A 13685-nucleotide genomic window follows, 5' to 3' on the forward strand; every position below is an offset into this window, starting at 1 on the left:
TCGAACCCATTGTGTCAGGTTTGCACCTTAACGTTTGCCTGTTGCGAATATATCAATTCGGTTAATTATATTCAATTTGCATTTAAATTTAGTTGGTATGTTTTTTCACTATGGCCGTCGAATATTACACAGTTACTGAAAACGAAGTCGGGCAGCGCATCGACAATTTCCTGCTGCGGCATTTGAAGCAACTGCCCAAAAGCGCCTTATACCGGATTGTGCGCAAGGGCGAGGTGCGTGTTGATAAAAAAAGGGTGAAGCCAGAAAAAAAGCTTGAATTAGGTGAAATTATTCGGATTCCGCCGATCAAGTTAGAAACCGAAGTGAACCCGCCGGATAAGCCTGCGTTGGCATCCGAAGCGTTGTTGGCAGTGCTGGCAGATGCCGTGTTACACGAAGATGAGCAGCTTATTTTCATCAATAAGCCATCTGGTTTGCCGGTACACGGTGGTAGCGGCTACAAATTGGGCTTGATTGAGGCATTTCGCCAGTTACGCGAAAATTTGCCGTATGTGGAATTGGCGCATCGCATTGACCGTGACACCAGCGGCGTGGTGATTTTGGCGAAATCGCGCCAAGCGTTGACCGAATTGCACGGGTTGTTCCGTGACGGCAAGATCGACAAGCGCTACAAAGCCTTGGTTGCCGGGCGTTGGAAACACGGTCGCCAACACGTAACCATGGATTTGAGTCAGGAAGAAGGCACGCGCCAGAAAGTGCAGCGGGTGGAAGAGGGCGAAGGCAAAGTGTCGGAAACCATTTTCTCGTCGCTGAAAAATCTGCACGGGGCATCGTTGCTGGAAGCACAAATTCTGACCGGGCGAATGCATCAAATCCGGGTGCAATTGCAAAATTTGGGGCATCCGATTTTGGGCGATGACCGTTATGGCGATTTCGCGCTGAATCGCAAGTTTCGCGAGATGGGCTTGAAGCGTCTGTTTTTGCATTCTGCCAGCGTGGATTTTACCTTGCGAGCCACCGGGCGGCGTTATGTGGTCGAAGCGCCGTTACCCGATGATTTAAAAGAAGTCTTGATCAATATAAAAATTAGTGCAGTTGAGCGTACTGAATGAAACCTTATTCCCTGTTGATTTTTGATTGGGATGGCACGTTGATGGATTCAGCGGCGCACATTACCCAATGTATGCGCAATGCGATTCAGTTGGTGGGCGCAGAATCGCGCACTGATCAGGAAATTCGCCATATTATCGGCTTGGGCTTGGATGAAGCGATTCGCGCCTTGTACCCTCAGGCGTCCACAAGCTTGATTCGGGCGATTGCGGATGAGTATCGTCAGGAATTTTTGGTGCGTACCACACACGGTAGCGAATTGTTCGCCGGGGCACGTGAAACCTTGCTTACACTCGCCGCCCAAGGCTACGACTTGGCGGTAGCGACGGGCAAATCGCGCCGGGGTTTGGATAAGGTATTGGACGAAACCGGGCTGCGTGAGTTGTTCCCGATCACGCGCTGTGCCGATGAAACCCGTTCCAAGCCACATCCACAAATGCTGGAAGAGATTTTGACAGACTATGACGCAGCGCCGCATGATGCGTTGATGATCGGTGACAGCGAATACGATTTACACATGGCACTGGCTATCGGCATGGATTCACTGGCGGTCAGTTATGGCGTGCATGATTTGGCACGGTTACAGCAAGCGCAGCCGCGTGGACACGTGGATGATGTAGCGCATATTCCTGATTGGCTAGAAAAACAAAAGGTTACAGAATGAACGAAGAAAATACACAAGCATTACAAGCCCTCAAAGATGTGGCAATGGAATCTGTCAAAGAGCAGCGGAGGGCGCGGCGTTGGGGGATTTTTTTCAAGCTGTTTTTTGTGGCGTATTTGCTGGTTGGCTTAATTGCGCTGATTGGCAGTGGCGCATCGGATACTAAATTAACGGCTGCCGACAAAATTACGGCGGTGGTCGACATTAACGGCGTGATTATGGATGGTGCAGAAGCCAGCGGCGAGATGCTGATCCCTGCGCTGAAAGAGGCGTTTGAGCATGAAAAAACCAAGGGCGTGATTTTACGCATCAATAGCCCCGGTGGTAGCCCGGTACAGTCGGGTATTATTAATGATGAAATCAAGCGCTTGAAAGCCAAATACAAGGAAATTCCTGTCTACGCAGTCGTGTCTGATTTGTGCGCTTCTGGTGGCTATTACATTGCCGTGGCTGCCGACGAGATTTATGCGGATAAAGCCAGCATTGTCGGTTCGATTGGCGTGCGCATGGATAACTTCGGTGCGGTTGAATTGCTGGAAAAGTTAGGCGTTGAACGCCGTTTGTACACTGCGGGGGCGAATAAAGGGATGCTTGATCCGTTTTTGCCTGAAAATGAAACGCAGGTGGCACACGTCAATAATATGTTGAACACAACTCACCAGCAGTTTATCAAGGTGGTGAAAGAAGGGCGTGGTGAACGTTTACCAAACAATCCCGATATTTTCTCTGGCCTGTTTTGGACGGGTGAAGATGCGGTCAAACTGGGGTTGATTGATGGCTTGGGCAGCGATGCTTACGTGGCGCGTGAATTGATCAAAGCCGAAGAAATGGTGAATTTCACCACCGAAAAGGACTTGATTCAGCGTTTGAGTGAGCGGGTCGAAACGTCGGTGCAAGCGCTGATTTCGCTGGATGCTACCCCGCGCACCGTGTTGCGTTGATGGAAACGTTGCTGGCGCAAGTGGCAGCGGCATTGCAAGCCAAGGGTTGGATGCTGACGACAGCGGAATCTTGCACCGGCGGTTGGATTGCCAAGCTGTGTACCGATCTGACGGGCAGTTCGGTGTGGTTTGAGCGTGGTTTTGTCACTTACAGCAATGAAGCGAAACAGGAAATGCTGGGTGTGCCAGCAGCAACCTTGGCAGAGCACGGTGCGGTGAGTGAAGCTGTGACTGCTGCGATGGCAACAGGTGCGTTACTGCATTCGCGTGCGCAAGTCGCGGTATCTGTCAGTGGAATCGCGGGACCGGGTGGCGGCACAATCACTAAACCTGTGGGCATGGTCTGTTTCGGCTGGGTAGCGCAGGATGGCAAAATACGTACCGCCACCCAATACTTTGACGGTGATCGGGAAGCGGTACGCTATCAGGCGGTGCAATACGCGCTACACTGCGTATTGCAGATGCTCGCGGATTAGATCTTCTGGCGCACGTAAGTGCCGGGTGCATCACCCAGTACTTCCAGTTTGCCTGCACCGGGAATACGCGCATCGACTTCTTCGCTGGAGAAGGTTGCTACCCAGCGATTCCAGTCATGCCACCAAGACAAATCCACTTTGGTGGCATCCAATAGCCAATCTTCCGCCGTGTCATCTAGCTTTTCTTGCGTATCATTGACCCAGTGACCGTATTTGTTGGCGGCAGCGGGGTTCACAATGCCTGCAATGTGACCGGATTGCCCTAATACAAAGCGCACCGGGCCTGCGAACAGTTTCGCGCCTGCATACGTACTGCGCCAAGGCGCGATATGGTCATCGTGGGTGGAAACAAAATAAGCCGGAGTATCAATGGTGCGCAAATCAATCGGCGTACCGGAAAGGGTGAGGCAATTCGCTTGGCTCAGGCAGTTGTTCAGGTACATATTGCGCAGGTAGTAGCTGTGCATCGCCGCTGGCATCCGCGTGCTGTCTGAGTTCCAGTACAACAGGTCAAAAGGCATCGGGTCATTGCCGAGCAAATACAAGTTCACAAAGAATGACCAAACTAGGTCATTGGCGCGGAGCATATTGAAAGCCGTACCCATGTCCTTGCCGTCGAGGTAGCCGGTTTTGTCCATGCGCTTTTCCAGTGAACCGACTTGTTCTTCACTCAGGAATACGCCGATTTCACCGGGTTCGGCAAAGTCCAGCAAGGTGGTGAAGAAGGTGGCACTTTTTACCCGCTCATCACCTTTGGCTTTCAGGTGCGCGAGGGTCGCTGCCGTCAGTGTGCCGCCTAAGCAGTAACCAATCACGTTCAAGTCACGTTCGCCGGTCGCCGCTTCGACCGCATCCATCGCCGCAATTGCTGCCTGCATGTAGTCTTCAAAGTTTAAGTCGCGGTGCTGGCTGTCAGGGTTGACCCACGAAATCATAAAGACAGTGTTGCCTTGTTCCACCGCCCATTTGACGAACGAGTTCTTTTCGCGCAGGTCGAGGATGTAATACTTATTGATCCAAGGCGGTACGATCAAGACCGGACGTTGACGAACTTTGGCGGTAGTTGGTGTGTATTGGAGCAGTTCCAACAGTTCGTTTTTGAACACGACTTTGCCGGGGGTAGTGGCAATATCGCGGCCTAATTCAAACGCCTTCATGTCGGTCATGCGAATGCGCAATTGCCCGTCTTGGAAGTCATCCAGCAGGTTTTCCATGCCTTTGACGAGGTTTTCGCCATTGGTGTCGAGAATGGTTTGCCAGACTTGCGGGTTGGTGTGCGAGTAATTGTTCGGCGAGAGTGCATCAATCATGCTGTTGATGAAGAACTCGGCTTTTTTCGCATCCTGCTCGGATAAACCACCAGCAGTTTGCGCCAATGTCCGCCAATAGGTTGACATATTCAGGTAAGACTGGAGCAGCACTTCGGTGAGCTGGTTTTCTTGCCATGCTGGGTGTTTGAAACGCTTGTCGGTAATCGCAGGCACGCCCGGTGACAATTTCCCGAAGCCTAGTGCACGCGCGGTGCTGTGTTGCCACAGTTTGGTTTGGCTGGTCAGCAGTGCCATATTCGCTTGCATGACGGCACTGGGATGCGAGAATAAATTCATGCCCCATTTTGCGACAGCAATGTTGAAACTGTTATCGCCTGGTTCGGCATCTTTGCCCTGTTTGCTGGCGGCATCGCTCATCATGCGGGCAACAAAGCGTTGCCACAGGAGCATGGCGCGGGTGATGTTGGTTTGTAATTGCACGGGGTCAACCGTGTGCGTCGGTGTTGGTACTGGCTGTTGCATAGTAAGGGATTCCACTTGTCTGGGCGGGTGATATTCACAGGTGTATCACAATAGCTAGTTTATGGGGCGATTGTCGACAGTTTTTTTGTTGCAACGCAACATTTCGTTATTTCCTGAAAATGCCTGCTTTTATCGTTCGGCATTGGCTTGCTGCTACCCGTTATGAAATAATCCCCGCTTTCCTACCACCCACACAGAATTTACCTTTATTAAGGAGTGTCCGCATGGACGAGAACAAAAAGAAAGCCCTCGCCGCCGCCTTAGGCCAGATTGAACGTCAGTTTGGTAAAGGCACTGTGATGCGCATGGGCGACTCCAGTGCTGCCCGCGACATCGAAGTGATTTCTACCGGCTCATTGGGGCTGGACATTGCCCTTGGTATTGGCGGCCTGCCCAAGGGACGTGTCGTCGAAATTTACGGCCCGGAATCTTCTGGTAAAACCACTCTGACGCTGCAAGTGATTGCCGAATGCCAAAAGCAAGGCGGCACAGCGGCGTTCATTGATGCGGAACACGCGCTTGACCCGATTTACGCGCAAAAAATCGGCGTCAATGTCGATGATTTGCTAGTATCCCAGCCGGATAACGGTGAGCAGGCGTTGGAAATTGCCGACATGCTGGTGCGTTCTAACGCCGTGGATATGGTGGTGGTCGACTCGGTTGCAGCGTTGACGCCAAAAGCGGAAATTGAAGGCGATATGGGCGATTCCCACGTCGGCTTGCAAGCACGGTTAATGTCACAAGCCCTGCGTAAACTCACCGGCAATATCAAGCGTTCCAACACCTTGGTGATTTTCATCAACCAAATTCGGATGAAAATCGGCGTGATGTTTGGCAACCCGGAAACCACCACGGGCGGTAATGCGCTGAAATTCTACGCTTCCGTGCGTCTCGATATTCGCCGCATTGGGGCGATCAAGAAGGGTGAGGAAATCACCGGCTCTGAAACCCGCGTCAAAGTGGTCAAAAACAAAGTTGCGCCACCGTTTAAACAAGCTGAATTTGAGATTTTGTACGGCGAAGGCATTTCCCGCGAAGGCGAATTGGTTGACCTCGGTGTCAAGCAAGGGCTGATTGGCAAAGCGGGCGCATGGTACAGCTACAAAGGCGACAAAATCGGTCAAGGCAAGGATAATGCACGCAACTACCTGAAAGAGCATCCGGCAGCGGCGGCGGAAATTGAAAAAGCGGTTCGTGAGGCTTGCATGAATACTCCGGGTTTTGCCGCAGTGACTGAAGAAGCCGACAGCGATGCCGGTCTTGATGACGTTGTTTAATGGCTAATGGGCGGGAATGCGAAACGGTAGCGGTGCGCTTGTTGGCGCAACGTGAGCATTCCCGCCATGAACTCGCGCAAAAAGTGCGTCAGCGTTGCGAGTGCGATACTATCAGTCTGAACGCGCTCTTGGATAAATTGCAGTCGCTGGGTTATCTGGATGATGCCCGTTACGCGGCTGCTTTTGTCCGCTCGTCAATCTCGCGGGGGCGTGGCCCGCAGCGGATTAACTATGAATTACGCGAGCATGGCGTAGATGATGCTACGGCTGCTCAGGCATTGGCAGAAGCCGATGTCGACTGGCACGATCTGGCCTGTGAACAACGGATCAAGAAATTTGGCGGGGAAATCCCGGCTGATTACAAGGAACGCGCCCGGCAATCTCGATTTCTTGCCGGGTGCGGTTTTTATACCGATGCGATTAAAGCTGCTTTCCAATGAATACTGCTGAACTCAGACAACATTTTCTCGATTTTTTCGCCAGCAAAGGCCATGAAATCCTTCCGTCCAGCTCGCTGATACCGGGCAATGACCCGACCTTGCTGTTCACCAACGCAGGCATGGTGCAATTCAAGGACGTGTTTTTGGGCGAAGATATACGTCCTTACAAGCGTGCGACGACTTCGCAGCGTTGCGTGCGGGCGGGCGGCAAGCACAACGACTTGGAAAACGTTGGTTACACCGCGCGGCATCACACCTTTTTTGAAATGCTCGGCAACTTCAGTTTTGGCGATTATTTCAAACACGATGCGATTCACTATGCGTGGGAGTTCCTCACCGAAGTGCTGAAATTGCCCAAAGGTAAGCTGTGGGTGACGGTCTACGCAGACGACGACGAAGCCTATAACATTTGGGCGCAGCAAATCGGCGTGCCAACCGATCGTATTACCCGCATCGGCGATAATAAGGGGGCACGTTACGCTTCCGACAATTTTTGGCAGATGGGTGACACCGGGCCGTGTGGACCTTGCACCGAAATTTTCTACGACCACGGTGAACATATTTGGGGCGGGCCACCGGGAACGCCAGAGGAAGACGGCGACCGCTATATCGAGATTTGGAACTTGGTGTTTATGCAGTATGAGCGCACCAAAGATGGCGAAATGCGCCCGCTGCCGAAACCTTCCGTTGATACCGGCATGGGCATGGAGCGTCTGGCGGCGGTGATGCAAGGCGTTCACAGCAACTACGAAATCGACCTGTTCCAAACGCTGCTCAAAAAAGGCACGGAACTGGCGAAAAATGCCGACCCGAATAGCCCGTCATTGAAGGTCATTGCTGACCATATCCGTTCTTGCTCCTTCCTGATCGTGGATGGGGTTTTGCCGTCGAATGAAGGGCGTGGTTATGTGTTGCGCCGGATTATTCGCCGTGCTATCCGTCACGGCTACAAATTGGGCATGGAAGCACCGTTTTTCCACAAGCTGGTACAGCCATTAGTGGATGAGATGGGCAAAGCTTATCCTGAACTTGCTGCTGCCCAGCCCTTGGTCGAACAGGCGTTGGAAAAAGAAGAACGCCGCTTTGCCGAAACCCTCGAACAGGGCATGAAGATTCTGGAAGAGGCGATTGCGGGCATGTCCGGCGATACCATTGACGGCGAAACTGTGTTCAAGTTGTATGACACTTACGGTTTCCCGGTGGATTTGACGGGTGATATTGCCCGCGAACGCAATCTCAAGTTGGACGAAACCGGGTTTGAAGCGGCGATGAATGCGCAACGCGAACGCGCCCGTGCTGCTGGTAAATTCGGCGCGGATTACGGCGACAAGCTGGATGTGAGTGGAGTCACCGAATTCCACGGCTATGAGCAATTGGCGGAAACGTCCACCATTACCGCGTTATTCCGTGGTAGCGACGCGGTAACGAGCCTGCAAGCGGGTGATGAAGGGCGTATCGTGCTGGATCACACCCCATTCTATGCCGAATCCGGTGGTCAGGTGGGCGATACTGGCGTGTTGCACACGGGGGATGCGGTATTCCGCGTTACCGATACCCGTAAGCAGGGTGCAACCTTTATCCATATTGGCACGCTGGAATCCGGCACCTTGTCCGTCGGTGCAAACGTTGCTGCTGAAGTGGATGCCGAACGCCGCCAAGCCATCATTCTCAACCATTCCGCCACGCACTTGATGCACGCAGCACTGCGCCAAGTGTTGGGTACGCACGTTGAGCAAAAAGGCTCATTGGTGACACCCGACCGTTTGCGCTTTGATTTCTCGCAGCCTGACCCGGTTTCATCCGAGCAAATTGCGGAGGTGGAAGCCATCGTCAACCGCGAAATCCGTGCCAATGCCGCGACTTCTGCGCAAGTCATGAACATGGAAGCCGCCAAGCAAGCCGGTGCAATGGCATTGTTCGGCGAAAAGTACGGCGATGAAGTGCGTGTTTTGAAAATCGGTTTCTCCACGGAATTGTGCGGCGGTTGTCACGTGAACCGTACTGGCGACATCGGCTTGTTTAAAATCGTCAGTGAAGGCGGGGTTGCCGCAGGTGTGCGCCGTATCGAAGCTGTGACTGGCGCGAATGCGCTGGCGTGGCTTGCGGAAGTGACCAGCCGTTTGGATAACGTCGCACGTTTGCTCAAATCCAATCCAGTGGAAGTGACGGACAAGCTTGACGCAATGCTGCAAAAAAGCCGCGCTCTCGAAAAGGAACTGGAACAGCTTAAAGGCAAAATGGCTTCCCAAGCCGGTTCTAACCTTGCCGATCAAGCGGTGGAAGTGGGCGGAATGCGCGTCCTCGCAGCACATTTGGAAGGGGCTGATCCCAAATCCTTGCGCGACACCGTTGACCAGTTAAAAAACAAACTGGGCAAAGCGGTGGTGATTCTCGCCACGGTAGCCGATGGCAAAGTCAGTTTGGTGGCAGGTGTCACCAAAGACGAAACCGCTAAAGTCAAAGCCGGTGATTTGCTGGGCTTTGTGGCAACGCAACTGGGTGGCAAAGGCGGCGGTCGCCCGGACATGGCTCAAGGCGGCGGCACGGATGTGGCAGCATTGCCCACCGCGTTAGCCAGCGTACAAGGCTGGGTTGCTGAGCGCGTTTAATCGGGTTTAATTTAGAAGTGTTTTGAAGGTAAACAGTAAACAATGGCACTGATCGTACAGAAATACGGCGGTACATCGGTTGGCACACCTGAGCGTATCGAGGCTGTGGCTGACCGGGTAATCCGCTGGAAACAACAGGGCAATGATGTCATCGTGGTGGTGTCCGCGATGTCGGGCGAAACCAATAAGTTGGTCGCGCTCATCAACGCCATTAACCCACAAGGTTCGGAGCGCGAAAAAGACGCAATTCTGTCCACCGGCGAACAAGTCACGATTGGCTTGCTGGCAATGGCGTTGGAAAAGAAAGGCCAACCGGCGCGTTCTTACACCGGGGCGCAAGTCCGCATTTTGACCGATGATGCGCATACCAAAGCGCGTATCCGCGACATTGATGCCGACCCGATCCGTAAGGATTTGGCGGAAGGTAAAGTGGTGGTGGTAGCAGGTTTCCAAGGTGTGACCGAAGATGGCAGCATTACCACCTTAGGGCGCGGCGGTTCGGATACCACGGGCGTGGCATTGGCAGTGGCGTTAAAAGCCGACGAATGCCAGATTTACACCGACGTGGATGGCGTTTACACCACCGACCCGCGTGTCGAACCCAAAGCGCGTCACATTCCGCGCCTGACCTTGGAAGAAATGCTGGAAATGGCCAGCCAAGGTTCCAAGGTGCTGCAAATTCGTTCGGTTGAATTTGCCTACAAATATGATATGCCTATCCGCGTGCTGTCCAGCTTTGACGAATTTGGTCAGGGCAAAAGCACGCTGGTCACTCGTGAGGAAGAAGTAATGGAAGAAGTCTCAGTCCGTGGGATTGCGTTCAATCGTGATGAAGCTCAATTGACGGTAACGGGTGTGCCGGATCGCCCCGGTGTTGCTTACCAGATTCTGGGGCCGATTTCGGATGCCAATATCGAAGTCGATATGATTGTGCAAAACATTGGCTCGGATAGCTCGACCGATTTCACCTTCACAGTACATAAAAACGATTACGCCAAAGCGCGTGATATTCTGTGTAAAACCGGCGAAACCTTGGGCGCAAAGCAATGCACAGGTGATGAAAATATTGCCAAAGTCGCCATTGTGGGCGCGGGAATGCGTTCTCACGCAGGCGTTGCCAGCAAGATGTTTAAAACATTGGCAGATGAGGGCATCAATATCCGCATGATTTCCACGTCGGAAATTAAAGTGGCGGTCGTTGTCGATGAGAAATATTTGGAACTCGCTGTGCGGGTGTTACATCAAGCGTTTGGCTTAGCGCAAACAGCCGCTTAATTCCCGAATAAATTGCTTAAAAAACCCGCTGGTGTCTTGAGTAACCAGCGGGTTTTTTTGTCTATGCATGAATGTGTTAGGTGGTTTAATTAATGCTTGTTGTATAAAGAATACATTGGTAAAAACGCAACTTTCATGCAAATAGTTAAGCCTCAGTTAAGTGCTAATATGGGATGGTTGATGCTACCAACGACTGTGATGATGCTTTAGGGGTATCGCCGGGCTTTTGGGATACATAAATGCAGCAATAGGGAGATTATGCGATATGTTGATTCTAACACGGAGGGTAGGGGAAACCCTCATGATTGGGGATAATATCAGCGTTACGGTTTTAGGGGTAAAAGGTAATCAAGTTCGCTTGGGAATCAATGCACCGAAAGATGTTGCCGTACATCGCGAAGAAATCTTTGAACGCATTCGGCACGAACACCTTGAGCCGGTCGCGATTGAAGAAAATGCAAATTAAAGCTTTACGCTAAGCCGATTTGAAGGTATTCTTGCCGCCTTCAACCAGTACCGGAGAGGTGGCCGAGTGGCCGAAGGCGCTCCCCTGCTAAGGGAGTATGGGTCAAAAGCCCATCGCGGGTTCGAATCCCGCCCTCTCCGCCATATTCATACGTCATGTTGTTGACATGATTGTATCAAAAGCCCTTGCAGGTTATTGTCTGTAAGGGCTTTTTTGTATTAACGTTATTAGCGCACAGACCAAGCCCCATGATACGTATCACCGAATTGCGCCTGCCGCTGGAATACCCCGCCGATGCCCTGTCTGTGGCGATTGCCGGACGTTTAGGCATTGCGACGGCTGACCTGTTAAGTTTTAGCGTTTTCAAACGCGGTTACGATGCCCGTAAGCGTGACGCGATTGTGTTGGTTTACACCATAGACGCAGTGCTGCCTGATGAAGCCGCGCTACTGGCTAAGTTTGCGGATGATCCTCACGTTAAAATTGCCCCTGATACCACCTACCGTTTTGTGGCGCATGTGCAAGAAGCACCCGCTATTCGTCCCGTTGTTGTCGGCTTTGGCCCCTGCGGTTTGATGGCAGGCTTGGTGCTGGCGCAAATGGGCTTGCGTCCGATTATTTTGGAGCGTGGCAAAAAAGTCCGCGAACGTACCAAAGATACTTGGGCGCTATGGCGTAAAAATCAGCTCAACCCTGAATCGAATGTGCAATTTGGGGAAGGCGGCGCTGGTACATTTTCCGATGGCAAGCTTTATAGCCAGATCAAAGATCCCAAACACTACGGGCGCAAAGTCTTGACTGAATTCGTCAAAGCGGGCGCTCCCGAAGAAATCCTCTATGTTAGCAAACCGCACATTGGCACTTTCCGTCTGGTGAAAATGGTGGAAAACATGCGGGCGCAGATCGAAGCCTTGGGTGGTGAAATCCGGTTTCAGCAACAAGTGACTGATATTTTGATCGAAGATGGTCAGGTGCGTGGTTTGACTTTGGCGGGTGGGGAGCAACTGCGTGCCGATCAAGTGATTATGGCCTTGGGACACAGTGCGCGGGATACGTTTGCGATGTTGCACGAGCGCGGCGTGTTTATGGAACAGAAGCCATTTTCGCTCGGTTTTCGGATTGAACACCCGCAAACGCTGATTGATCAGGCGCGGTTTGGTAAACATGCGGGCAATGAATTGCTGGGTGCGGCGGATTATAAGCTGGTGCATCACGCTAAAAATGGGCGCTCGGTGTACAGTTTTTGCATGTGTCCGGGCGGTCAGGTGGTCGCGGCAACCTCTGAAGTTGGGCGAGTTGTTACTAATGGCATGAGCCAATATTCGCGGGCGGAACGCAATGCCAACGCGGGGATTGTGGTCGGTATTACGCCCAACGATTACCCCGGTAATCCACTGGCAGGGATGGAATTTCAACGCCAATGGGAATCCCGTGCTTACGAATTAGGCGGTCACGATTATTCTGCACCGGGGCAATTGGTGGGCGATTTCCTTAAAGGCAGAGCATCGACGCAATTGGGTTCTGTCGAGCCATCGTATCAGCCGGGTGTGCATTTGACTGATTTGGCAACCAGTTTGCCGGGTTACGCGATTGAAGCGATTCGGGAAGCCTTGCCCGCGTTTGAACGGCAAATCAAAGGCTTTTCGATGCATGACGCGGTATTGACCGGGGTGGAAACGCGCACGTCTTCGCCACTGCGGATGACGCGCGGTGAGGATTTGCAAAGCCTAAACGTTAAAGGGCTTTTTCCGGCTGGCGAAGGCGCGGGTTATGCTGGAGGCATTCTCTCGGCGGGCGTGGACGGTATCCGCGTCGCGGAGGCATTAGCGACTCAAATGCTGGAGGCTCACCATGACCGGAATCATTCGCACCACTTGGCACAACGCTGAAGTACTGAGCAATCAACGCTGGACGGAGCGTTTGTTGACCTTGCGTATTCGCACCGAACCGTTGCCGTTTACAGCGGGTCAATTTGTCACTTTGCGACTACCTATCCCCACGGGCGACGCCACAGAACTGGTGGCGAAATCCTATTCGCTGATCAATGCCCCTGACGAAGAGGCGTTGGAAATTTTCTACAATATCGTTCCCAACGGCAAACTCTCCAACGCTTTGGCACGATTACAACCGGGTGATAGCCTCGAAATTTCGCAACCTGCCAAAGGTTTTTTTGTGTTGGATGAAATCCCCGCTGTGCCGAATCTGTGGATGATTGCCACGGGTACAGGTTTAGGGCCTTATTTGTCGATTCTCAAAACCCCGCAGCCTTGGCAGCGTTTCCATAAAATCGTGTTGGTACACGGTGTGCCGCTGGTGAATGAGTTGGCGTATGCCGATTTGATCCAAACGTTTGCTACAAAATACCCTGAGCAATTCCGTTTTATTAGCTGTGTGACTCGCGAAGCTAACCCCCATGGGTTGGAAGGGCGGATTACCACTCACCTAGAATCTGGCACATTGGAACAAACGGCTGGCACAACCATTACCGCAGACGATACCCACGTCATGCTGTGCGGCAACCATAATATGCTTAATGATATGAAAGCCTTGCTGGGCAATCGCGGGATGCAGCGCCATTTGCGCCACAAGTCGGGGCATATCACCACAGAACAGTATTTTTAAAGTCGTAATCTGGGCGCAAGCACTGTAAAATTAACCGCTTGATTACATGGG

General features: G+C 52.3%; 12 protein-coding genes and 1 tRNA gene. 12 read left to right on the forward strand and 1 reads right to left on the reverse strand.

Features of this window, described 5'->3' with window-relative positions:
* Positions 1–110: 110 nt before the first annotated feature.
* Genes L3K52_09920 through pncC form a run of 4 tightly spaced genes read left to right on the forward strand, consistent with a single transcriptional unit; the run spans position 111 to position 3152 of the window.
* A complete protein-coding gene (locus L3K52_09920; GenBank protein UOG90525.1) occupies positions 111–1073 on the forward strand; it encodes an RluA family pseudouridine synthase in 963 nt (320 codons plus the stop codon).
* Positions 1070–1735, forward strand: a complete 666-nt coding sequence (locus L3K52_09925; protein UOG90526.1) for an HAD-IA family hydrolase — start codon at positions 1070–1072, stop codon at positions 1733–1735. The genes L3K52_09920 and L3K52_09925 overlap by 4 nt, the downstream gene beginning before the upstream one ends.
* On the forward strand, positions 1732–2676 hold the full coding sequence (locus L3K52_09930) for a S49 family peptidase (GenBank protein UOG90527.1): 945 nt from the start codon (positions 1732–1734) through the stop codon (positions 2674–2676). Before L3K52_09925 ends, L3K52_09930 begins: the two co-directional genes overlap by 4 nt.
* The gene (gene pncC / locus L3K52_09935; GenBank protein ID UOG90528.1) at positions 2676–3152 is read left to right on the forward strand and encodes a nicotinamide-nucleotide amidase; all 477 of its coding nucleotides are present in this window, start codon (positions 2676–2678) and stop codon (positions 3150–3152) included. Before L3K52_09930 ends, pncC begins: the two co-directional genes overlap by 1 nt.
* On the opposite strand, the gene phaC is transcribed toward pncC, so the two are convergent.
* Complete coding sequence (phaC, locus tag L3K52_09940) at positions 3149–4945, reverse strand: class I poly(R)-hydroxyalkanoic acid synthase (GenBank protein UOG90529.1); 1797 nt, start codon at positions 4943–4945, stop codon at positions 3149–3151. The two genes, pncC and phaC, sit on opposite strands and share 4 nt — an antisense overlap.
* A gap of 224 nt (positions 4946–5169) precedes the next feature.
* Here phaC and recA point away from each other — a divergent pair, with 224 nt between their 5' ends.
* The 8 genes from recA to L3K52_09980 all read left to right on the forward strand — a co-directional run bounded on the left by recA (position 5170) and on the right by L3K52_09980 (position 13634).
* Positions 5170–6222, forward strand: coding sequence for a recombinase RecA (recA, locus tag L3K52_09945; GenBank protein UOG90530.1), 1053 nt, complete (start codon positions 5170–5172; stop codon positions 6220–6222).
* The gene (locus L3K52_09950; protein ID UOG90531.1) at positions 6222–6662 is read left to right on the forward strand and encodes a recombination regulator RecX; all 441 of its coding nucleotides are present in this window, start codon (positions 6222–6224) and stop codon (positions 6660–6662) included. The genes recA and L3K52_09950 overlap by 1 nt, the downstream gene beginning before the upstream one ends.
* Positions 6659–9271, forward strand: a complete 2613-nt coding sequence (alaS, locus tag L3K52_09955) for an alanine--tRNA ligase (GenBank protein UOG90532.1) — start codon at positions 6659–6661, stop codon at positions 9269–9271. The genes L3K52_09950 and alaS overlap by 4 nt, the downstream gene beginning before the upstream one ends.
* Positions 9272–9313: 42 nt before the next feature.
* Positions 9314–10546, forward strand: a complete 1233-nt coding sequence (locus L3K52_09960) for an aspartate kinase (protein UOG90533.1) — start codon at positions 9314–9316, stop codon at positions 10544–10546.
* A 265-nt stretch (positions 10547–10811) separates the two neighbouring features.
* Entirely contained in the window at positions 10812–11012 is a 201-nt protein-coding gene (csrA, locus tag L3K52_09965) for a carbon storage regulator CsrA (protein ID UOG90534.1), read from the forward strand.
* 52 nt (positions 11013–11064) lie between these two features.
* Positions 11065–11155, forward strand: a tRNA-Ser gene (locus tag L3K52_09970).
* A gap of 105 nt (positions 11156–11260) precedes the next feature.
* Positions 11261–12901, forward strand: coding sequence for an NAD(P)/FAD-dependent oxidoreductase (locus tag L3K52_09975; protein UOG90535.1), 1641 nt, complete (start codon positions 11261–11263; stop codon positions 12899–12901).
* Complete coding sequence (locus tag L3K52_09980; GenBank protein ID UOG90536.1) at positions 12864–13634, forward strand: ferredoxin--NADP reductase; 771 nt, start codon at positions 12864–12866, stop codon at positions 13632–13634. The genes L3K52_09975 and L3K52_09980 overlap by 38 nt, the downstream gene beginning before the upstream one ends.
* Positions 13635–13685 lie beyond the last annotated feature (51 nt).

It is taken from the genome of Candidatus Thiothrix sulfatifontis, from assembly GCA_022828425.1.
GTDB classification, from domain to species: Bacteria; Pseudomonadota; Gammaproteobacteria; order Thiotrichales; family Thiotrichaceae; genus Thiothrix; species Thiothrix sulfatifontis.